The 22,784-nt window shown below is 48.9% G+C and carries 17 protein-coding genes and 1 pseudogene; 13 read left to right on the forward strand and 5 right to left on the reverse strand.

Annotation, left to right across the window (positions count from 1 at the left end):
* Positions 1-19: 19 nt before the first annotated feature.
* The 5 genes and pseudogenes from trpS (at position 20) to O1722_RS20400 (ending at position 3,189) form a co-directional block, all read left to right on the forward strand.
* Positions 20-1,024, forward strand: a pseudogene (trpS, locus tag O1722_RS20380) (tryptophan--tRNA ligase).
* A 172-nt stretch (positions 1,025-1,196) separates the two neighbouring features.
* Positions 1,197-1,880 (forward strand): hypothetical protein, encoded by a 684-nt coding sequence (locus tag O1722_RS20385; RefSeq protein ID WP_058686532.1) that lies wholly within the window; start codon positions 1,197-1,199, stop codon positions 1,878-1,880.
* Positions 1,873-2,220: a hypothetical protein gene (locus O1722_RS20390; protein ID WP_058686531.1), complete on the forward strand. Its 348-nt coding sequence runs from the start codon at positions 1,873-1,875 to the stop codon at positions 2,218-2,220. Before O1722_RS20385 ends, O1722_RS20390 begins: the two co-directional genes overlap by 8 nt.
* A gap of 2 nt (positions 2,221-2,222) precedes the next feature.
* A complete protein-coding gene (locus O1722_RS20395; RefSeq protein WP_058686530.1) occupies positions 2,223-2,702 on the forward strand; it encodes an Hcp family type VI secretion system effector in 480 nt (159 codons plus the stop codon).
* Between the two features lie 115 nt (positions 2,703-2,817).
* Positions 2,818-3,189, forward strand: a complete 372-nt coding sequence (locus O1722_RS20400; RefSeq protein WP_033487917.1) for a hypothetical protein — start codon at positions 2,818-2,820, stop codon at positions 3,187-3,189.
* 73 nt (positions 3,190-3,262) lie between these two features.
* On the opposite strand, the gene O1722_RS20405 is transcribed toward O1722_RS20400, so the two are convergent.
* On the reverse strand, positions 3,263-3,736 hold the full coding sequence (locus tag O1722_RS20405) for a SymE family type I addiction module toxin (RefSeq protein WP_072203308.1): 474 nt from the start codon (positions 3,734-3,736) through the stop codon (positions 3,263-3,265).
* Positions 3,737-4,037: 301 nt separating this feature from the next.
* Here O1722_RS20405 and O1722_RS20410 point away from each other — a divergent pair, with 301 nt between their 5' ends.
* Positions 4,038-4,988: an HNH endonuclease gene (locus tag O1722_RS20410; protein WP_050515904.1), complete on the forward strand. Its 951-nt coding sequence runs from the start codon at positions 4,038-4,040 to the stop codon at positions 4,986-4,988.
* Positions 4,989-5,058: 70 nt separating this feature from the next.
* On the opposite strand, the gene O1722_RS20415 is transcribed toward O1722_RS20410, so the two are convergent.
* Entirely contained in the window at positions 5,059-8,577 is a 3,519-nt protein-coding gene (locus O1722_RS20415) for an AAA domain-containing protein (protein ID WP_033487916.1), read from the reverse strand.
* Between the two features lie 265 nt (positions 8,578-8,842).
* Here O1722_RS20415 and hsdR point away from each other — a divergent pair, with 265 nt between their 5' ends.
* The 7 genes from hsdR (at position 8,843) to O1722_RS20450 (ending at position 18,753) form a co-directional block, all read left to right on the forward strand.
* On the forward strand, positions 8,843-11,284 hold the full coding sequence (gene hsdR / locus O1722_RS20420; protein WP_033487915.1) for an EcoAI/FtnUII family type I restriction enzme subunit R: 2,442 nt from the start codon (positions 8,843-8,845) through the stop codon (positions 11,282-11,284).
* Between the two features lie 71 nt (positions 11,285-11,355).
* Positions 11,356-12,828 (forward strand): N-6 DNA methylase, encoded by a 1,473-nt coding sequence (locus O1722_RS20425; RefSeq protein WP_033487914.1) that lies wholly within the window; start codon positions 11,356-11,358, stop codon positions 12,826-12,828.
* The gene (locus O1722_RS20430; protein ID WP_033487913.1) at positions 12,828-14,570 is read left to right on the forward strand and encodes a restriction endonuclease subunit S; all 1,743 of its coding nucleotides are present in this window, start codon (positions 12,828-12,830) and stop codon (positions 14,568-14,570) included. Before O1722_RS20425 ends, O1722_RS20430 begins: the two co-directional genes overlap by 1 nt.
* Positions 14,571-14,580: 10 nt before the next feature.
* Positions 14,581-15,684, forward strand: coding sequence for a PDDEXK family nuclease (locus tag O1722_RS20435; protein ID WP_033487912.1), 1,104 nt, complete (start codon positions 14,581-14,583; stop codon positions 15,682-15,684).
* A gap of 675 nt (positions 15,685-16,359) precedes the next feature.
* Positions 16,360-16,671: a hypothetical protein gene (locus O1722_RS20440; RefSeq protein WP_033487911.1), complete on the forward strand. Its 312-nt coding sequence runs from the start codon at positions 16,360-16,362 to the stop codon at positions 16,669-16,671.
* 473 nt (positions 16,672-17,144) lie between these two features.
* Positions 17,145-17,606 (forward strand): hypothetical protein, encoded by a 462-nt coding sequence (locus O1722_RS20445; RefSeq protein ID WP_033487910.1) that lies wholly within the window; start codon positions 17,145-17,147, stop codon positions 17,604-17,606.
* 10 nt (positions 17,607-17,616) lie between these two features.
* Complete coding sequence (locus O1722_RS20450; RefSeq protein ID WP_080296619.1) at positions 17,617-18,753, forward strand: PAAR domain-containing protein; 1,137 nt, start codon at positions 17,617-17,619, stop codon at positions 18,751-18,753.
* 1,057 nt (positions 18,754-19,810) lie between these two features.
* On the opposite strand, the gene O1722_RS20455 is transcribed toward O1722_RS20450, so the two are convergent.
* From O1722_RS20455 to O1722_RS20465, 3 genes are read right to left on the reverse strand one after another with little or no spacing between them, the layout of a single operon-like run.
* Positions 19,811-22,144 (reverse strand): primase-like DNA-binding domain-containing protein, encoded by a 2,334-nt coding sequence (locus O1722_RS20455; protein WP_045339590.1) that lies wholly within the window; start codon positions 22,142-22,144, stop codon positions 19,811-19,813.
* A 14-nt stretch (positions 22,145-22,158) separates the two neighbouring features.
* Positions 22,159-22,479: a DUF5375 domain-containing protein gene (locus tag O1722_RS20460; protein ID WP_032620858.1), complete on the reverse strand. Its 321-nt coding sequence runs from the start codon at positions 22,477-22,479 to the stop codon at positions 22,159-22,161.
* Entirely contained in the window at positions 22,476-22,736 is a 261-nt protein-coding gene (locus tag O1722_RS20465; RefSeq protein ID WP_045339589.1) for a hypothetical protein, read from the reverse strand. Before O1722_RS20465 ends, O1722_RS20460 begins: the two co-directional genes overlap by 4 nt.
* Positions 22,737-22,784: the final 48 nt, after the last annotated feature.

The following is a 22,784-nucleotide window of genomic DNA, read 5'->3' on the forward strand; positions in this document are numbered from 1 at the left end:
ACAACGTTAAGGAGTCTTTATGAACCCGCAGACCATCCTCACCGGCGACCGCCCAACCGGCCCGCTGCACCTTGGCCACTTCGTCGGATCGCTGCGCCAGCGCGTGGCGTTGCAGCAGACGCACAACTAGTATGTGCTGATTGCCGACCTGCAGGGGCTGACCGACAACGGCAGCAACCCACAGAAGATCCGCGACAACATCCCCGAAGTGCTGGCCGACTACCTCGCCGCGGGCATAGACCCGAACCTGACCACGATCTGCCTGCAATCCGCCCTGCCCGCCCTCGCCGAGCTGACGATGCTGTATATGAACATCGTCACCGTTGCCCGCGTGGAGCGTAACCCGACGGTGAAAAACGAGATTGCGCAGAAGGGCTTTGCCCGCTCGCTGCCGGTCGGGTTTATGGCCTACCCCATCAGCCAGGCGGCGGACATCACCGCGTTCAAGGCCGAGTGCGTGCCCGTCGGCGACGACCAGTTGCCGATGATTGAGCAGACCAACGAGATTGTGCACAAGATGAACAGCCTGCTGCCCGCCCCGGTGCTGCGCCACTGCAAGGCGATGCTGAGCGACACCAGCCGCCTGCCCGGCATCGACGGCAGCGCCAAGATGTCGAAATCGCTGGGCAACACGCTGCATCTTTCGGCCAGCGAAGAGACCATTCACCGTGCGGTCAGCGCCATGTACACCGACCCGAACCACCTGAAGGTGAGCGACCCGGGGCAGATTGAGGGGAACGTGGTGTTTACGTACCTCGACGCGTTTCATCCGGACAAGGAGAAAGTGGCGGCGATGAAGGCGCACTATCAGGCGGGTGGGCTTGGGGATCGGGTTTGCAAGAACGAGCTGGAGGCGTGCCTGCAGGAGCTGATTGCGCCAATGCGGGAGCGTCGGGCGATGTATATGCGGGATAAGGGGGAGCTGATGGCGATGCTGAAGCGCGGGACGGAACGGGCACAGGGGGTGACGCAAGGGACGTTGAGGGAGGTGAAGATGGGGCTGGGGGTGCCGGTGTTTAGTTAAAGTAGGTTTAGCGGTGGAGTGCGTGGGATAGGCATGAAACCGCTGATTATCTCATTAAAGATGAAATTGATACCTCTAACAATTCTTAATTCCTCATTTAGATAAGATAAATTGCTTCAATCACAATAATATTACATTGATAAATCCTTTATTGCGTATTTAAAGGATTATTATGGCTGATGTAGAAGATATAGCCCGGAGATTATGCAACATTATCGCTTCTCCTGATACTGTTACTGGGCTTATAAATGGAGGGCTATCAGTACCGCTAGATTATGGATATCTGATTTATGGTATCTTTGACACGGATGCCAGGTATGCTCGTGAAACTCAACGTATAAGAATGATGACTGCCATAAAAAACGACATTTTGAATTACGAAAACATTGTCAACTCTGTCAAAATTATACTTAAAGAATTCAACAGATATTTAACAGAAGCGGAGCAGGATAAAATATACAGATCTGTAATGACTTCAATTGCAGGTAGAGTATCAACCAATTTTATTGCATCCACTATCGCGAAGCATGTTATTGAAAGAACATCTTTTACGTTTGTTGTTTTTAAAGGGAAAGGTAACCCAATCACAGCACTGAGCACACTTCTTTTATTTGGGGGAATGGCTGAACGATCAATTAGGACATCTGACAGACTCAAAGCAGAAGCCCCAGAAGTATATCAACTTCTGAGACCCAGAGACTATGACCTACTTTATTTTCTGTTCGCTGATGCCGTCCAGCCTTTCGTAGATGCTATCCATGCAGGTTACTCAGAAGGAAAACCTGTATTTAATCAGATCATGAAGAAAGTTAATGAAAAACTAACTGCACACACTACGGCAGGCGCGTATGAGTAAGTTTATCATCCCAATTATAAACCTGCTTCTTTGCTCATACTTAGTATTAGCCTATATCCTTTGCTGGGTTGAATTCGAAACCTGGCATGATAAAACAATCTCTTTTTGCATCATTACCCTAAGTGCTTACATTATTTCATTAGTAATGAATAAATTACTGCCAGGAAAGATATCCATTTTTGGTGGGATCCTGGATGTGTTATCGGGCCCCTTACTGATCATCGGTGCATTTGCTTGTATAGCTGTCCTTGAACCATGGCCGCTGAAAATTATTGGCTTGTTCATATGGGTCGTGGCGATGTTGCACCTACCTTCTTTTGTAAAAATAGATGAGGAATAATCATGTCAAATCCAGCATATCTTTGGTTAACCGATGCTAATGGCTCACCCGTCGTAGGTGGTTCCATGGTGTCCGGTAGGTTAGGCGCTATTGAATTAAAGGCGGTCGCTCATCACCTCACCATTCCTGTGAGTGGAAATACAGGCCGACTAACAGGTACCCGTGTACATACGCCGATTGCCGTTCAGAAAGAATTTGATAAAACGACACCGATTCTCATCAGAGCACTGTGTGAAAACCAAACGCTAAAATCGGCTACGATCAAAATGTATCAAATTGATGATGCAGGAATCGAGAGAGAATATTTCAACATTATCCTGGAGAACGTAAAAGTCACGGGTATTACGCCCAATCTGTTTCCGGGTTCTGGAACAGGAACTCATACAGAGACGATCGAGCTAAGATATGAAGCAATCACCTGGAAACACTGTGATGGGAATATCGTTTACAGAGATGCCTGGAATCATATGGCGATAGCCTGAACTGACTTTAAAATTTCTCGGGCCGAGGTAACTTTGTGCTTGTCGGTCCGACCAAGGGGAGCACCGCCGGGAAGCGCTAGCGATTATTTCTACCGCTTTAAAGGAGAGCATCATTATGGAACCCACTCTCTCACAAGTCATTGAGGTTATTCGAAACTCCTCAGGTGAGCATCGTAAACCTATCGATAGCAATACGTTGATTGAGGCCGATTTGCATATTTGCGGTATCGACGGCGAAGACCTACTGGAAGACTGCGAAGAAGCGTTTGGCGTTCAGCTTGCCACGGAAGAAGATGGCTATATGAAAACGTTCTCTCTTGCTGAGAACGAGTATCTGTTTACGGGTGAAGGTTTAGACTTTTTTGGCATCTGTCGGTTTATCCGCTGGATACGTGGCATACCCGAACCTGTTATATGTGATTTAACCGTCGGCGAACTTCACGCTGCGCTGGTTAACGCGGTGAAAGAGCAGGTTAAGCACGATTGATTTTTACTTACAACGGGCATGGGATGACATGCCCGTTTTGTTGCTTCAAGGGTTACATTAGGTGGGAAGCAGGTTACTCAGAGATCGCCTGCCCTGTTCCACGCTTAACAACCGGTATATCGCCGGTATCATTCAACGCTCCCGGAAACGTCTTCAACCACTGCGCCACTTTCTTTTTATTTATATTCACCACGCTCATACCTTCCAGGCATCCCCATAATTCTCTTGTATGTTGTGGCGTAATCACAATACAGTCTTTCATGGCGCGGATTTTTACGGGCATGCCGTCGATAAAGCCCGCACGGGCTAACCACTCGCCGCCCAGCAGAAGATATTTCATGTCTATGCGTGCATACAGTTCGCAGCAGGCGGCACTGTCCTGCGGCGTCTCCGCGCGGGGATGGACGGGCGCCGCATTGAGCTGGTTGCCGTGAAGTCGGCGGGCGCTGTTTTTGCGTACCAGCTCGCGGTTTTCAATCATGCCGGTGAAAGCGTCTGATTCTGTTTTGCAAACAGTAAACTCTGGCTTAAAATTCGTCGCAGCCATTTTCAACTCCTGTCTAGTTGGTTGTGGTTAGCGGTATGGGGGTGTTGCAGCACCTTCATATCGCGAATTGCTCGTTAAATTTTCTTTGATACTTCCTTTGCCGTTCGGCGTAATTCCTGGTGCTCATTATACAGGACTGAATATAAATACAGCGGTTTGGTGTGGGGTAAATTTTAAATTTGCGAGGGGGATTCAGGAAATAGTGTTATGTACGGTAATGTCATGTTTTTGTTGATTGTGGGTTGATTGGTCTGTGTTTTGCGAGCATCATCGCAAAACTACTGGCTCCTGTAACCGAACTATGACCATCGCAAAATCTCTTAGTCAAAAAATTGCCGGGATGAAAACAGCCTGGTACAACAAAGCACCAGCGTTGAATAAACCCTTACTTGTTCTGTACGTTCTTTCCCAGTACAAGAAAGGCCATGAGCGACTTTTCCAGTTTCAGGACGAAATACAAGATCAACTACGAGATTTGCTAAAACGCTACGGGCCAAAACGAAGCAACTATGAAGTTCTAATGCCATTCTGGCGGTTAAAGCATGATGGCTTCTGGGCACTGGAAGGAACAGACTCTGCACTCCTTAAAAGCCCTGAGGAACCGAGGCTGCAGAAGGTCTTAGATAACAACGTGCGCGGTGGCTTTGATGTTACCTCCTTTTTTCTATTACAAAATCAGAAACTCTTGATCGATTCGCTCGCAAAACAGGTAGTTGTACAATATTTACCTATAGAATTTCACTCTGCGCTGTTCAAGGAACTGGGGTTTGAAACACATGAGCCATTTGAGGTAAATGAAAACCCGAACGACCGAATCGCTCTCGTTCAACCAGACATTGATATTATCACTCAGGATCTCGCGATAGACGAAACAACCCGAACAGCATTGATTCAGGCCAGAATCGGACAAGGTAATTTCCGGGCAGAATGCCTGAGACTGTATCCCGCCTGTCCTGTAACAGGTATTACATTTCAGCCATTATTGAGAGCGAGCCATATCATGCCCTGGTCCGCATGCCAAACTGCGAAAGAAAGATTAGATCCGTATAACGGTCTCATGCTTGCGGCTCATATTGATACTTTATTTGACTCTGGCTGGATTTCATTCGCTAACGAAGGTGACGTTCTGATAAGCAATCATCTTGATTTTGGTACATGCGACAAACTGAATTTACCAGAGAGGATCATTGCGTTGCCGAAACCCTCATACAATTACATGCAATGGCACCGACAAAATGTTTTTAAGGGTTAATAGACATGATTGTATTAAACATTCTGAGCACCCTGTGATTTATAAGGGTGCTCAGGCACTTCATACCGTTTTATAACTGCCGCTGCTCAAGGCTGGAATAAATCGTTTTGATCTCAGCTTTTAAGCTATCACCGCGATAGACCATCGACGTATCGTATCGCTGGTATCTTTCCTCTCGCGCGGCGCTAAACCAGTTAAAGGAACCGACGCAGAGCAGCCCCTCATCACCAACCACAATCTTACTGTGAACACGGTTGACCAGCTTCGTAGTGATACCCATTTCATTCAACTTTTCCAAGGCTTCATTCAGACGCTGATGTTTCTCTTTCCGCTTTTCAAAATCTGTATGCTCTGTATTAAAGGTTTTATCCGTTACTACAGTGATATCAATGCCACGGGCGCGCGCCTGAGACATCGACGCCAGAAAACCGGTCTGCTCCAGCTTTTGCCAGGTGAGCCACGGAGAAACGATAGTAATACTCTGATTAATAGCGTCAAAAGTCTCGTTCAGAAACGCATCATGTTGCTCCACCCCGTGCAGGGTTGAAATCTGCGTTTGCGAAGTACTTAAATCCTGGCGCTCCTGAAACTCAAACTGCAATGCATTTTCAGTGGACGCAAAAAGATATTTTGCCAGCAGTCCCCGTGGTGACGATCCGGGTTGGATCTCAAACAGATCCATATCGCCAAAGACCAGGAAGCTATCTTTCGCACGCGAAACAGCAACGTTCAGCATGCTGCTGTCGCTGTCGATAAATCCACCATCTTCATGTTTCGAATATACAGGAGAGAACAGCACAATTGCCCGTTCCGCTCCCTGTAAGGAGTGGACAGTACCGACTGTCAGCGAATTTTCATCACCACTACAATTAATATCCAGCTTTCGTAATGACGATTTAATCGTACTGACTTGTGCCGAAAATGGGGTAACAACCCCCACTACTTTATGTAAAGGTTCGCCATAATTACGCTCGATTTCCTCTTTGTGCGCCGCAAGCCACGCAGCTATCGTCTCAGCTTCAAAGGCGTTAAAACGGCTTCCTCCACTGGCCTGCATACCTTTACCATCAATATGCAAATATCCCATTGCAGGAAATATTGTCTCTTTTTCTTCCCCTCGTTTGGGCTGCAACTTACCGTGATAGCAGAGGGTGTTACAGTAGCCAATGATGTTATCGAAACAGCGACGGTGTTCGTACAGATACATCCCCCTCGCAAAGTCCGGATCATATTGATAACGCGAGTTAAACTGGGCGATCTTCATGACACTGCCAGATGCAGCACTCTTTCCTGAGTCACACACCAGGGCATAAGATTCGGCAAGTTCTTCTTGAGTACCACCAGGAAGGATATTCTCTTCAACCATGTTGCCGATATCAATACCGGGCAAGCTATTCCAAATAGGCGCAATCTGCTCTGTGTCACCAATCACCAGGGCTTTCTTCGCCAGTGCGAAGGAGGCTGCGGCAACCTCAGGAAGCACCTGTCCCGCTTCGTCGACAATTAGTAAATCGGCAAAGTTATATAAATAGTTATCGTCGAATTTCTTATTGCCGCCGACAAATTCGCTGGTTTTCATATGGTAAGGAAACATGAAGCACGTCATGACTACACAGGGGGTTAGCTTCATTCTACGCTGCCAGCGGGCCTTTGTACTTTTCGCACCAGTACGACCTTTTTCCTTTTGAATATTATCTATGGCAGCCATATCCATCAGCCACCGACCTTCCCAGTAATGCGTCGCCAGCAAAAACGCCGGGAAACGGAGCCGTGTATCGGCAAGTTCATCGGCTTCGCGCAGACTCAACTCTGGTTCGCCAGGATTTCCCAGTGAGCGAGTAATCTCGCGCCAGCGTATAGCTGCTTCGCTTTCACGTCGGGAGATGTCCTCAGCAAGATCCATTTGCTGCTGATACCCGGCCTGCTCTTTACGCGTTTGCTCAATCAGGCCATTGATAAAGGCATCAATTCCATCGGGCAGAGCGCCCTGGAATGCTGTCATTCTTTCGCCAAACGTAGCCTCTAAAAACAGCTTCATTTGATAGTGACGCTTAGTACGCACGGCGGGAAGCCAGGAGAAGAGAGCGAACATGAACGACTCACCGGCGCGATATTGTTCCCACTGTTTTTTGCCCTGCGTTAATAGCGAGATTTCATTTGTGCTATTAAGCAGTGACGTTCTTTTATCCTCAATATACTGTTCGAGATCGTCGCTGACGGCGCTCCGCTCCTCGCGGATGGCGTTCAGGGCGTCCCACGCAGGCTCGATTTGCTCAAGCTCTGCAGAGAGTTCAACTAAACGCTGATGCAAGAGATCCACAACCTGTTCAGGTGAATGGCATTCCACAGTCGGAAATGCTGCACTTGCCTTTTCAAGGAAAAAGAACCGGGCATCTTCTACATATTCAAGGGATTCAACGCGGTTAAAAAAGTCTTCCGTCTGGTATTTTTTTGCTGCCTCGGCTTTTCGGCTTGAAGACGGGAAGTAAGCGCCAAAGCTTTTTACATCAGGTAACCAACGTCCGGCCATAGGCCCGCTGCCGGTAGCAAAATCTTTTCCGAACGCCTCAATAATGTTGGTAACCGCCTGGTTGTTGGTTGAAGTCGCAATCACCACTGGTGGTTCAGTTTTGTTAAGCGCCGCCCTCGCCCACTCCGTGGCAATGATAGAGAGCACCAGTGTGGTTTTTCCGGTTCCCGGAGGACCGTTGACGGCAAGAATATCGCCCGGCTGCTGAGTGAGATAATGGCTCAGGGCATCGCGCTGTGCGACAGCCAGAGGAAATTTGTCGCCAGAATGGCCCAGACGCTCAGTGAACATGGCATTACTGGCAAGGAGCGGCTCAACAGGAGATTTATCCTTTGAGGCAAAGCGTGCCAGTAATGGCACCTCTTTTTTGCACGACAGTAAATGATCGTACATGGGCAGAATATGAATGCTGGCGCCGCCAGACTGGTTGGCTTTAATCACATAGCCATATCCAGCCGGCTCATATTGCTCTGGTGCATCGAGCCATTTCCCGGCCACACTTTTTAAAAGTTCATTTGTCTCTTTAAGGTACGTTTGCCACAACTGCTTATAGCGAGCATATCGTTCCACCTGCTGTTCGTCTGTTTCCTCGCGCTGTTCATCCTCATCTTCGGGACCAAAAGTGACCGAATCATGTGTGGTTTTGTACCTGTCATATTCTGTCATCTCACCAATAGAAAAGGTGCCTTTAGGGAGAGGTTCAAGCAGGTCACGGGGAATGGTTGCAGGAGATGCGGGGAACAAAAAGCCCTCTCGGTTCAACAGTGCGGAAGTAACCAGAGGCGTAACTATACCTGGTGCGCCTGCCGTCCGTTCCTTGCCATGCTTTAACAGGCGGATCCATACCTGCGGTCGTAACATTACCTCGACGGTCTTAACCTGCTCGTCTTCGCCCTCGAAGAACGCTTGCACGATCTCTTCATCCAACCTGCCCCGATCGACATTCATCCACTGAGTAAATGACTCTTCATCTTTGCGCTCAAATGCCCCTTTTCCAGACTCGGCGTCAGCTAAGGTATTACGCCAGTATGAAGTGAATCCCTGAGTGTTACTGTCCATTCCCCATCCCGTGACTTAAATGAAATTATTGATTTAGTTGATATAAACGCCTCGTATGATTAAGTATTGTCCACGTTGTGAGCACGATCGCAATAAATTGTTAGTAACAAACATGTAGTAAGTTCTTGAACGTGAAGAATACTAATAGTTCGAATTATCCACCTTAATTTTGCCAGTTGTTCCCCAAAACACCTGATCAGCTCATTACCTGATACATTAATCTGTGTAAAATCAGAGCTAATCCTATTTCGTTGAGAGCTCTGCTATGGTTGGCGAAAACAAAACTCATCTGACGGAAACAGACATTATCACCAAATATATCCTGCCTGCCGTCAAGACCGCAGGCTGGGATGTCATGTCACAAGTTCGTCAGGAAGTAAAACTGCGCGATGGCAAAATTGTAGTCCGTGGCAAACTGGCCTCACGTATCAAAGTGAAATCTGCCGATATCGTGCTGTACCACAAGCCGAACTTGCCGTTGGCAGTCATCGAAGCCAAGGCCAATAAGCACGCCATCAGCAAAGGAATGCAGCAGGGCCTGGACTACGCCAGCTTGCTTGATGTGCCTTTTGTGTTTGCCTCCAATGGTGATGGTTTTATCTTCCACGATAAAACCAATCCGCAGCAGCTCGAATCCGAAATTGCCCTCAGCGACTTCCCAACACCTGAGCAGCTCTGGCAAAAATACTGTACCTGGAAAGGGTTCACTCAGGAGCAATTGCCCGTTATTAGTCAGGATTATTACGATGACGGTAGCGGCAAATCTCCTCGTTACTATCAGATGCAGGCGATCAACCGAGCGGTAGATGCCGTGTCGGCAGGAAAGAATCGCATTCTACTGGTGATGGCAACCGGTACAGGCAAAACCTATACCGCGTTCCAGATTATCTGGCGGCTGTGGAAGGCAAAAAATAAAAAACGCATCCTGTTCCTTGCGGACCGCAATATTCTGGTCGATCAAACGAAAAACAACGATTTCCAGCCTTTCGGTACGGCAATGACCAAAGTTACCGGACGTACCATTGATCCGGCGTACGAGGTCCATCTTGCGTTATACCAGGCTATTACCGGACCGGAAGAACATCAGAAAGCCTATAAACAGGTAGATCCAAATTTCTTCGACCTAATTGTGATTGACGAATGCCACCGTGGCAGCGCGTCTGAAGATTCAGCCTGGCGAGAGATTCTGGAATATTTCGGCAGTGCCACACAGGTTGGCCTGACGGCGACGCCAAAAGAAACGGAAGACGTCTCCAATATCGATTACTTCGGTGAGCCGGTTTACACCTATTCTCTCAAAGAGGGTATTGAAGACGGTTTTCTCGCCCCCTATAAAGTCGTGCGCGTTGACATCGATGTTGATGTTCAGGGCTGGCGGCCCGTCAAAGGCCAGCTGGATAAATACGGCGAAGAGATTGAAGACCGCATCTATAACCTGAAAGATTTTGATCGCAAACTGGTCATTGATGAACGCACCATGCTGGTTGCGCAGACCATCACCGATTACCTGAAGCGCACCAATCCGATGGATAAAACCATTGTTTTCTGCAACGACATCGATCACGCCGACCGCATGCGCCACGCGCTGGTGTTACTCAACCCTGAGCAGGTGTTGAAGAATGAAAAGTACGTGATGAAAATCACCGGCGACGATGACATCGGCAAGGCGCAACTCGATAACTTTATTAATCCTAAGAAAGCCTACCCCGTTATCGCGACAACATCAGAGCTGATGACAACCGGCGTTGATGCGCAGACCTGCAAGCTGGTCGTACTGGATCAGAACATCCAGTCGATGACTAAATTTAAACAGATCATCGGGCGCGGCACACGTATCAACGAAAGGCACGGCAAGCTGTGGTTCACCATTCTCGATTTCAAAAAGGCGACCGAGCTGTTTGCCGACCCACGCTTTGACGGTTTGCCGGAAAAAGTACTGGTGGTTAAACCCGACGATATCTCCGATGAAAGTTCCGACTTCAATGAGCGGCTGGAAGAAGAAACCCTTAATGATGATGTCGATAAACCTGCCAGTGAAGTGCGAGAAGACGCTGCTGAGTATCACGTTAACCGCGACAACCATTCCGGAAACGGTGAATTTCATAGCGATGATGCAGACAAAGTCCGCAAATTCTATGTGAATGGCGTGGCGGTGAAAGTCCTGGCGAAGCGCGTTCAGTATTACGATTCTGACGGCAAGTTGGTCACTGAATCCTTCCAGGATTACACCCGCAAAACGATGCTGAAAGACAGCGAGTATGCCTCACTGGATAGCTTCGTGCGCAAATGGCAGGAGGCGCCTCGCAAGCAGGCGATTATTGAAGAACTGGCGCAGCTGGGAATTCTATGGGACGTGCTGGCCGAAGAGGTGGGTAAAGATCTCGACCCGTTTGATTTGCTCTGTCATGTGGTGTACGGTCAGCCGCCGTTAACCCGTCAGGAGCGCGCGGCCAACGTACGTAAGCGTAACTATTTTACGAAATACGCCGAACCGGCTCAGCTGGTTCTCAATACCCTGCTGGACAAATACGCCGATGAAGGCGTGCAGGAAATCGAGGATGTTCAGGTGCTAAAACTGAAGCCGTTCGATGCACTGGGTCGCCCAATTGAGATCATCAGAACCCGCTTTGGCGACAAAAAGGCGTATGAGCAAGCCGTTAACGAACTGGAGAACGAAATCTACCAGCTTCCGCCGCGCTCAGCCTGATAACACGTAAATTTATTGCCACTGACCGCAACTGCGACCGGTGGCATCCTTTTTAAGTATGGAAAGAAAACATGTCGATTAGTTCAGTCATTAAATCTCTTCAGGACATTATGCGTAAAGACGCCGGTGTGGACGGCGATGCCCAGCGTCTGGGGCAGCTTTCATGGCTGCTATTTTTGAAGATTTTTGATACTCAGGAAGAAGAGCTGGAACTGGAGCAGGATGACTACCAGTTCCCTATTCCGCAGCGCTACCTATGGCGTAGCTGGGCGGCGAACAGCGAAGGCATCACCGGTGATGCGTTGCTGGAATTTGTGAACGACGACCTGTTCCCGACGCTGAAAAACCTCACCGCGCCGATCGATAAGAACCCGCGTGGCTTTGTGGTCAAACAGGCGTTCAGCGATGCCTACAACTACATGAAAAACGGTACGCTGCTGCGTCAGGTGATCAACAAGCTCAATGAAATCGACTTCAGCAGCAGCCAGGAGCGCCACCTGTTTGGCGATATCTACGAACAGATTCTGCGCGACCTGCAAAGCGCCGGAAATGCAGGTGAGTTCTATACCCCGCGTGCGGTGACGCGTTTTATGGTCAACCGTATTGATCCGAAACTGGGCGAGTCGATTATGGACCCGGCATGTGGTACCGGCGGCTTTCTTGCCTGCGCGTTCGACCATGTAAAAGACAACTACGTTAAAACCACCGAAGACCATAAAACCCTGCAACAGCAAATTCACGGTGTCGAGAAAAAACAGCTTCCACACCTGCTGTGTACCACAAATATGCTGCTGCACGGCATTGAAGTACCGGTGCAAATCCGTCATGACAACACGCTCAACAAGCCTCTCTCTTCCTGGGATGAGCAGATTGATGTGATTGTTACCAACCCACCGTTTGGCGGCACTGAAGAAGACGGCATTGAGAAGAACTTCCCGGCAGAGATGCAGACCCGTGAAACCGCCGACCTGTTCCTGCAACTGATTATCGAAGTGCTGGCAGACAAAGGCCGCGCGGCGGTGGTATTGCCGGACGGCACGCTGTTTGGTGAAGGCGTGAAAACCAAAATCAAAAAGCTGCTCACCGAAGAGTGCAACCTGCATACCATTGTGCGCTTGCCGAACGGCGTGTTTAACCCGTACACCGGTATCAAAACCAATATTCTGTTCTTCACCAAAGGCCAGCCAACCAAAGAGGTGTGGTTCTACGAGCATCCGTACCCGGACGGCGTGAAGAACTACAGCAAAACCAAACCGATGAAGTTTGAAGAGTTCCAGGCGGAAATCGACTGGTGGGGGAATGAAGCCGACGGTTTTGCCAGCCGTGAAGAGAACAATCAGGCGTGGAAAGTGAGCATCGACGACATCATCGCACGCAACTTCAACCTTGATATCAAGAACCCTTATCAGGGTGAAACCATCAGCCACGATCCGGATGAGCTGCTGGCACAGTACCAGAAGCAGCAGGCGGAAATCAGCGAGCTTCGTAACCAGCTGCGCGATATTCTCGGTGCCGCACTGGCGGGCAACAAGGGGGCGAACTGATGACCGTTGAGAAGCTGATCACCGACCATATCGATATCTGGTCTTCCGCGCTGCAAACCCGCTCTACAGCCGGGCGCGGCAGCAACGGCAAAATCGACCTGTACGGCATTAAGAAACTGCGCGAGCTGATTCTGGAACTGGCGGTGCGCGGCAAACTGGTGCCGCAGGACCCGAATGACGAACCGGCGTCGGAGTTGTTAAAGCGTATTGCTGCGGAGAAAGCGGAACTGGTAAAGCAGGGAAAAATTAAAAAGCAGAAGCCGCTGCCAGAGATTAGTGAAGATGAGAAGCCGTTTGAATTACCAGAGGGGTGGGAGCTCAATAGACTAGGTGATTTAATAAATGTAATTAATGGTCGGGCATATAAAAAACATGAAATGTTACAGGCTGGCACTCCTCTGCTTAGAGTCGGTAATCTGTTTACCTCAAATGAGTGGTATTACTCAGACTTAGAGCTTGAACCTGAAAAATATATTGATAATGGTGATCTGATTTATTCTTGGTCTGCTTCGTTTGGTCCGTTTATCTGGAATGGTGGTAAAGTAATATATCACTACCACATCTGGAAGATGGACATATTTGATACGCAATCATTAGATAAACACTTTATGAAGTTATATCTAGAATCTGTATCTGCGAGTATAAAGGCTTCAGGCAATGGTATTGCCATGATACACATGACAAAAGAAAGGATGGAAAAACTTGTAATCCCCCTTCCTCCGCGAGCAGAACAACTGCGTATCGTTGCAAAAGTTAATGAGTTAATGTCCCTATGCGACCAACTGGAGCAACAATCACTGACCAGCTTGGATGCACATCAGCAACTGGTGGAAACACTGCTATCAACGCTGACCGACTGTCAAAATGCCGAAGAACTCGCCGAAAACTGGGCGCGAATTAGCCAGAATTTCGACACACTCTTTACCACCGAAGCGAGCATCGATGCGCTTAAGCAAACCATTCTGCAACTGGCTGTGATGGGTAAGCTGGTGCCGCAAGATCCTAACGACGAACCGGCTTCTGAGTTGCTTAAACGCATTGAACAGGAAAAAGCGCAACTGGTGAAAGAAGGCAAAATTAAAAAACAAAAACCGTTGCCGCCGATTAGTGATGATGAGAAACCGTTTGAGTTGCCACAGGGGTGGGTGTGGTGTCAGTTTGATCATATTGCTAAAAATGAAGCAAATGCACTTAAGGCAGGTCCTTTTGGCTCAGCATTGAAAAAATCAATGTATGTTCCAACGGGTTATAAGATCTATGGTCAAGAGCAGGTTATTTCTGGTGATGAAAATCTTGGGGACTATTATGTTGACCGAGAAAAATATGAGTCACTCATCTCATGCAAGGTCCAGCCTGGAGATATGCTGATTAGCTTGGTAGGTACTATAGGGAAAGTACTCGTCTTATCAAATAAATGCCAAGAGGGAATAATTAACCCTCGATTGGTAAAAATAAGCTTATTTAAAGATGTTTGTAGGAACTACATTCAAGCTGTTTTAGCAAGTAAATTAATTCAAGATGAATTATTCCAAGAGAGCCATGGCTCAACAATGCATGTTCTGAATTTAGGCTTACTTAAAAAATTGATATTTCCTTTGCCTCCAATGAGCGAGCAATTTCGTATTATTGATAAAATAAATGCATTGGATTTACTATGTGAACACCTCAAATCCCGCCTTCAATCCGCCCAACAAACCCAGCTCCACCTGGCGGATACGCTCACCGACGCAGCATTAAACTAAGGAACAGACGATGCCGGTTCATCATGCAATCTGGCGGATAGGGAAGAATCCCCAGCCGCTAACCATCAGCAAACTCGCCAGCGAGCAACTGTTGGAGAAGATGATTTTAAACGACCCCACTATTCTCTCTGACCAGTGGATGATTATTGGGCATCAGGAAAATACGCTCGATAAAGGGCGTATCGATCTGCTAGCTATCGCGCCGGATGCCTCGCTGATCCTGATTGAGCTTAAACGCGACCGCACGCCGCGTGAAGTGGTCGCTCAGGCGCTGGATTACGCCTCTTGGGTGGATGATTTAACCGCCGAGCGTCTGTCGCAGATTTACGATAGATTTTCAGGTGGGGGAAACTTGGGTGACGCATTCAGACAACGCTTCAACGCCGAGCTGGAAGATGATGCCATCAACAAGTCACATCAAATCATTATTGTCGCAGCGGAGCTGGATCCCTCCACTGAACGCATCGTCGACTATCTGAGCAAGAATGGCATCTCGATTAACGTTCTGTTCTTTAAAGTATTCCAGCACGGTGACGAACAGTTCTTAAGTCGTGCCTGGCTTATCGATCCGAGCGAAACGCAAACCAATGCTGCGCAGGCCACTGCCGGAACAAGTGCCAATGCTAAGGAACCCTGGAATGGCGAGTTTTATGTCTCGTTCGGCGATCCGCAAAGTCGCGTCTGGGAAGAGGCACGTCGATATGGCTTTATCAGTGCGGGTGGTGGAAGCTGGTATAGTCAGACTTTAAAACAGCTTCAGCCGGGCGACCGCGTTTGGGTAAAAATCCCAGCAACGGGTTACGTTGGAGTTGGTATTGTTCAGAGCGCAGTTGAACCAGCCAGCAGCTTTACGATCAAAACGGAACACGGCGAAATGCCTGCAATAGATGTTCTTAAATACAGCGATCTGTATCGCCAGAATGCAGACGATCCCGACAAATCAGAATATTTTGTTCCTGTGAAATGGCTGGAAACCCGATCCGAACTCGAAGCGGTGAATGAGGTAGGTTTCTTTGGCAACCAAAACACGGTCTGTAAGCCAACGACTCCCAAATGGCGTTTTACTGTGGAAAAATTGAAGCGCTATTTCACGCAATGGGATACAGAGAAATAAGTTGTAAAAGAGACGTTAAAAGTCCTTCAAAGTACTGCAATCCCTGCAAAGTAAGGGGTGTTGAGCGCCTTACTTTGCAGGGATTGCAGTGTCAGAAAGCATCAAACATATGCCATAATTACACACTTTTCGTTATATTAACTCTCTAGAGAACCTCAGGGCATCGCATCCGTAACTGGCGTCTTACGGTACGGAGCCTGTCACAGCTCTTACAACCTACGAGATTAATTATTCAGGGCAATAACCCGCCATTTATATTTAAGCCATACACTACTCGGTCGGTATATTCTTGGGGCGCTATATGTCGACCAGGCCACAAGTGAAAAATTCACGCCTCCGCAGAATTTGAATTGCACACGGCAGTGCGCAGAACCGACCGCGCAGTAGACCGCCCAACGAACCCTAAAAATCTCTCCGCTTTTCCTTAAAAATCCATGCATGCATAACTTGCATGGATTTGCATGCGATTTACCGACACAAAATTCATCGTCAGCACCACAATAGGTAGGCCTGAAGGCCATTCCTGCGCCTGCTGAGCAGGCGTGGTGGGGGCATCCAAATAACAATAATTAAAAATAAGTTTTGACTTCGCAATGTTTGTTTAAATGCTGCGTCGATCACACACAATAACCTACTAATCGTGAATATTATCTAAGTAACTACAAAGGAGAGTATATGCGCGATAAATTTATTGATGCGATTCATAGTCGCTCTAAAATCATGTTAACTTTTTATTCAAAAGAAGATAACGCGACAATCACGAGATTAACCGCTCCTATGGACTTCGGCCCTAGCCGTAGAGCACATGATAAAAGTGACAGGTTTCATTTTTGGGATTACGAAAGTGATAAAAAAAATCATGTTCTCAGTTTGAGGCCTGAAGCTATTAAATCTCTAGTAGTAATCGCTCAAAATTTTCACCCGCAAGAGTTTGTTAACTGGACACCCAACTGGTTTATCCCCAGAGATTGGGATCAGTACTCTTAATTATATGAGGCTACTAAGGTAGCCTTTTAAATTTATGCATCATAGTGAGGTAACGCTATTAAGCACCAGATACTTGGTTATCATTTACAAAAGAGATACGCATAAGATTCTGATTTAAATAAACTTTATTACCTTCCTTCAAAAGCCTTCAGATACAAACCATCGCATCAGCCATTTTATAGATTTTGTTTTTTTAGTGTAGATTTAGATCAGGCTACCATTCAGCTTTATTTGGGGGCACAGTTCATATCGAAGTTAAAATGCCCCCTATCTACAGCAACGCCAACCTTACGGAGACAGTGACGATCAGACCGTCCGAACAGTGCAAATACACCATGACATTCAAGGAGGACTAACCCCCTTTACGGGTTGTTACGAAACACAGTTTCGCTTAAGTCTAATACTTGTTGTTTGTGTGGCTACTGTTTGTAAAATAGCCACACCAATTATTTCCATAGCAAGTAGAGGGACCTATGAAGCAGTACACCAACGAACTTACACCAGAGATGCTGGCAGCCTTTGACAAGTCACCATTTACAACCGAACAACTCGCCGGAATGAACGACGAAGCCCGTTCTCTCATCGAAAAACAAAACGCCTACAATCTCGCGCAGCCAGTTACAGCAGCTTATCTGATCGCTACAGAGGGCAGCTTGACACGTAATAGTGGGAAAGTTTTCAGTGAATATAACGGACGGCAAATCAAACTTAATGACGGCACAATACTAAACGTGTCTCGTGTTGGCGATGAAGTGCGTTACCCAGATGGAACGTCCGCGAGGATCTCCAATGGTGCGGGAAACACACCAGGCGTATCTATCGCCCTTGTTGGTAGCTCGCTGGATAACGGCGATGAAATTATTAGCTGCCCACAAAATGCCGGAAGAAGGGTAGTCCGAGCCGGGGAATCGTTGCCAGAAAACTTTCTGAAATAAGGCGGTCACTATGGCATCGGAACACAGAGGTTGCATCATTCACGGTAAGAATGTTGGCCTACATGGAGATAAAACTTCTACAGGCTCAGAATGTATCGCCACCCGCCCTGGCTTTACTGTCATGGGAAAGTTGAAACTCTACATCGGTGACGAAACTACGCCATGCCCTAAATGCGGGGAAGTGGGGGTAATAGTCAGCGGAGATCATCGCGTATCAAACGAAGAAGGCGTGGCAGTTGACGGTTCAGAGATTCATTGTGGATGTCCAAGGGGAACAAACTTCCTCATTGCCCCAGACACTGTTGAGGTTTATACCCCTTCTTGGGCGACAGCGCCCGTAGAGTCAGTGCAACATGCACAGGCAGCGAAGAAGCAAAACACCTTTGCTAACACCTGCAAGCCAGAAGATAACCAGCTATTGAATGGCGTTTACATCTGGACTGAAACCACAGACGCAGGACATGCTTTCGTTTCCGTACATCAAGACAATTCGATTTATCTCTATACCTATGGTCGCTACGGCAGAACAGGCCCAGGGAATTTAACTGGTGACGGAATTTTAAACTTTCTGCAAGGTGAAGATGCGAGGGTTTACTATAGAGCAGAGCTGTACCGGATGGGCGCAAGAGCGTTTCGAATAGATGATGCTGATCCGACAAAAACAAGGCAGTTCTTTGAAGATCTTTGGAATAAGGGTGAACCAGCGATTCGCACATCGGAAATGAAAGAAACAACCCGACGCAGAGGCCGCACAATTGATGAGTACGACGTAACAGGAAACAACTGTACCACTCACTCTGTTGAAGGGATTAAGTTTGCTGGTTCAAGGATATTCGAGCACAACTACACATCTACTACGACGCAGATTCCTATAGAATCCGCAGAAGATTTCACAATCCCTGTCTCATTGCAGCGTTATCTTGAGTCAAAAAGTTCTGACTTCTCATCAATGACAGTTGTTGAAATGACAGGCGAGTTTAAAAAAATGTATCCCAACAAAGACAATTTGCCGCGATACCAAGAGTCACCAAAGGGTAAAGTTCAGCACATTGCAGCCGAAGCAGCGGCTACAGGCGATTCATTATCACAGTATTCCAGCGGTACTTTTGGCGGTGTATTAGGTGGATCTTATGACGTTGACGAATAGGACTAAAACCATTCTCCGATGGGGAGGGATTTGCATTGTCAGCATGGGTTACTTCCTCGGACTGTTTGTAGCCTCGCAAGCATTCGCGGTTTTCTCTGAAAATCAGACTCTTGTCTCAAATCCTGTTCCATTGAGAGAGTATTACCAAGCGGTTGATTCACTTGGTCAAGCTACAAGCGGTGTTTTTGATGCGGCAATTTACGGTTTCGTGATTTGCGTCCCTCTGATCCTGCTCATCTTCAAGAAAGTGAGATGACCATCAAAGGCTGGAGAGATCCAGCCTTTCCCCTCCTCACGGTTTTTAGACAATACAAGCCTAATGCCGTTGGAGGTAAGACAACGCGCGGAGCCGTTAGGCGACTTCACCAGGGAGTGTCAGATAGTGAAGTTTATCAGGATGACCATGTACCCGAAGGAGCGAGGCCGAATCGCTGGCAGAGCCTGCATTTCGTGTGCAGGTACGAACACCACCATAAACCTGTTTATTCCCTGCAACGTCATAGCATTCGAGTTCAGTCAGTGTTCAATCGGTACGTGTTTGACGCCTGGAACTACACGCCGCTATGAGTTAACATCCCAATTACCACTATCAATCACAGCGGCTTTTTCAAGGGACATAACAGAGCATTTCTTACAGGCAAAAGAGACAGATTTTATTGGCTAACTAACTGTACAGTAACGAATTTAGTGACTTGGTGCGAAGGCCGGACTCAAATCATCATTTAACCCTATAAAATATAAATAAAAAATATAAATCACACTTCAAAGTGCCCCCTTTTGTGCCCCCACCATTTATTTTGATAATTTTAAACTCAACTAATTGGTTTAACTGAAAAAAGATTACTAATCCTATCTTCGGTTTGGATCCGTTGTACGGATCCAAACCAGAACAGAAAAACTTTTTTTTGGAAAAACTGTTCACACTGTTCACTACGGTATTTTATTTAATACATTCAAATAGTTAAGTAGTTAACGGTTGGTGAACAGTGAATACTTTACTGTTCACTTTTGCCGTTTTACAGGTAAAAAAAGACCGGCTATTGCCGGTCAGGGTAGGTTATTTCGCTATAGGGTCATCACATTTTGGCAACCAGTCGGCGTTACTTTCCTCTCTGAGTGCCAGATTTGTCTGTATGCCCTGATTTTTTCGGCGCTTCTCATAACTTAGCCCGTACTCTTTCAGCATGGCCGGCAGTCCCTTACCGAACATGGTGAGGCTGAGTGTATTCTTGTAGCCGTGGGCTTCCATATACGCCAGATAGGCATGATACAGATACAGGCGCGGCTGGCGCGGAATGATGTTGGCATTGCCAATATACATACCCTCAGGCTCCGGCAGTGCTTCCAGATAGCCGCAAAAATCAAATGTCGGATCAGCATCGCGTTTAATACTGAGCGCCTCGTCGGAGTTCTGCTGTGACTGGAGCAGAGCACGGGCAGTCATCGGGTCGCTGAACTTCTGCATAAGCTGGCGCACAATTACGGCCAGCTCGCGAGCGATTTTGTTTTTTAGCTGCGGGTCGCGTTCATCCGGGGCAATCTGTTCCGGGAAATGCAGGATCACCCGGCGACGGGAAACACCGCCGCTGCGGTCGGTAAAGCGCATCGGGTTATTGTTCACGGCCAGGATCACCGCCGGAATATGGGTGGAGTATGCATCCTTGTATTTCGGGTCTACCGAGACCGCATCCCCGCCGGTGATGGCCTTTAGTCCTGCCCCGTCACCGCTCCACTTTTCCTGGTCAGGCAGGCGAATCAGCGAGAAGCCAATCAGAGCCGCACGTTCGCGGGGTGATTCCAGCGTTTCGATGGTGGCCGACGTGGCGTTATCTTCCCCGGCAAGCATCGTCGCAATTTCGGCCAGAATACTTTTTCCGCTCCCGCCGGGACCGGTGACTTCGAGAAAGAGCTGCCAGTCGTAACGGTTAGCCAGCACCATAAACAGGGCGGCAAGTATCACGTCGCGCTTTTCCGGTCTGCCACCGGCGGCACGGTCGAGCCAGCGCCAGAAATCCGGGGCGTGGGTTTCGAGTGTTTCACCTTCCACCGGGGGGGTAAAATCGACATCACAGAGCGTGCGCAGCCAGTGTGATTTATGGTGCGGGTTGAATGTGCCGGTGGCGGTATCGAGTACGCCGTTGCGAAAGCCAATCAGACGCCGTGCCGGGGCATCCTGCTGCGGAATAATCAGTTTCAGGGTCTCCACCACCGAGGCAATTTTCCCCGACGAGAACGGGGCGCGCAGACGCTGGAACAACCCGGCCACGTCGCGCGCAAAGTCAGACGGTGGAATGATTTTCCATATCCCGGCCTCATAGCGGGAGAGGAGCTGGCCGTTCGCATCCACGGCCAGCGCTTCGCCGTAATGCTCATGTACTCGCATTGCCTTTTCACTGGTGCTCATGGCGGTAAATTCCGCTTCGCTCATGGTAGTGAAAGGACTGTCAGCCGGTGGCCGGATGGCGTCATAAATCGCTTTCCGCGTTGCCTCTTCGCCGTGCTGCATAAACGCATCATTCCAGTCACCGAATACCGGCGACAGGGCGACAATGCCCTCGCAGGCTCCTGCGGCCACAGCGGCTTTGTTCTGGCCGTCACCGTTAAGGTCACGGTCGGCGGCGAGGACAATCTGACAGGCCGGGTGTTTCTGGCGGACAAGGCTCGCCAGAGAAAGGAGGTTCACGGACGACAACGCCACCATAACGGTTTCACCGGTCAGGTGATGCACGGTGAGCGCGGTCGCATAGCCCTCCGCTATCCACAGGCGTTTTCCGGCCTGTTTTTTTCCTTCGATGGTGTGGCACGCTCCTTTTACCGCCCCGCCTTTCAGGGTGCGTTTGAGACCGTCAGAACTGATAAGCTGAAGGTTAACCAGTGCGCCGGTATCGTCATACAGCGGGACAACCACATCACCGGCGCGAAACGTCACGCCGCCGGTTTTGTGTGTGGCCGACAGTACCGGACATTCCCGGTCGGGGAAGCCCTTGCGGGTCAGGTAGGCGTTGCCGCTGGCCGGTCGGGTTTTCTCCATGAGCCTGACGGCCAGTGCGGCCGCCGCTTTGCGGTCGGTATCGGTTTCAGCCTCTGCGGCCGCAATCACTTCCGGGGCAACCGGCGGCAGGTTGCCGGTCACGGCGTTCACCTTCCCGGCAGCCTCTGATGCGTTCATGCCGAACACTTTCTCTACCAGCTTAAGTCCGTCACCCGCACCGCACTGGTTGCAGTACCACGTCCCGCGCCCCTCTCTATCGTCAAAGCGAAAACGGTCAGAGCCGCCGCACACCGGACAGGCCTGATGCCGGTTTTTTATGACCTTCACACCCAGCGCCGGGAGAATGTGCGGCCAGTGGCCGCACGCCTGTTTTACCGTCTCTGTTACGTTCATTTTCATCGTTATTTTCTCCCTCAGTGCATAACAGGCGATTGCATGTGACGGGCACAGAGTTCATCCATCACTGCGAGCCCGAGAAAGGACAGCGACGGCGCGGCTTTGAGTGGTCCGGCTTCCATTAAGTCTTCCAGTAGTGCACAGGCAATCTGGCGACCTTTCTCCTCGCCATGCTGGCGCAGGTAGAAGCCCTCCAGCTCGTCGGCAATGGCACTTTCCAGCGCGTCGAGAGTGAGGTGCGGGTAGCGGTGCTGACGTTCGCATACTGTCAGCCACGCACAGGCGACAGCGCGGCGATACAGCGCGGCGCGTAATATGGGCGGTAGTGGCTTTTTCATACGTTACCCTCCCCGGTCAGCCAGCGCTGATTGCAGTGTTCGACCACGCTGTCGAGCTGGGCGGTCATGAGGTAAATCACGGAGGTGAGCTGTAACTGCTGCGCAGGGTCACGACGAATGGCCGTGCAGTCCTGCACCTGCATCAGATCGCCGACGAGCTGGCCGACGTTGCGAAGGTGTTCAAGGCATTCAAGGTCTGCCCGGCTGATGGTGGGCTGATTTATATTTTGCGGCCGTTCTGCACTGTTAACAGGCATAATTTCGTCTCCTGAGGTCGTGCGTATCCCTGCGCAGATACGCACATT

This window comes from Enterobacter cloacae complex sp. HYC003_NIDB (assembly GCF_056673375.1).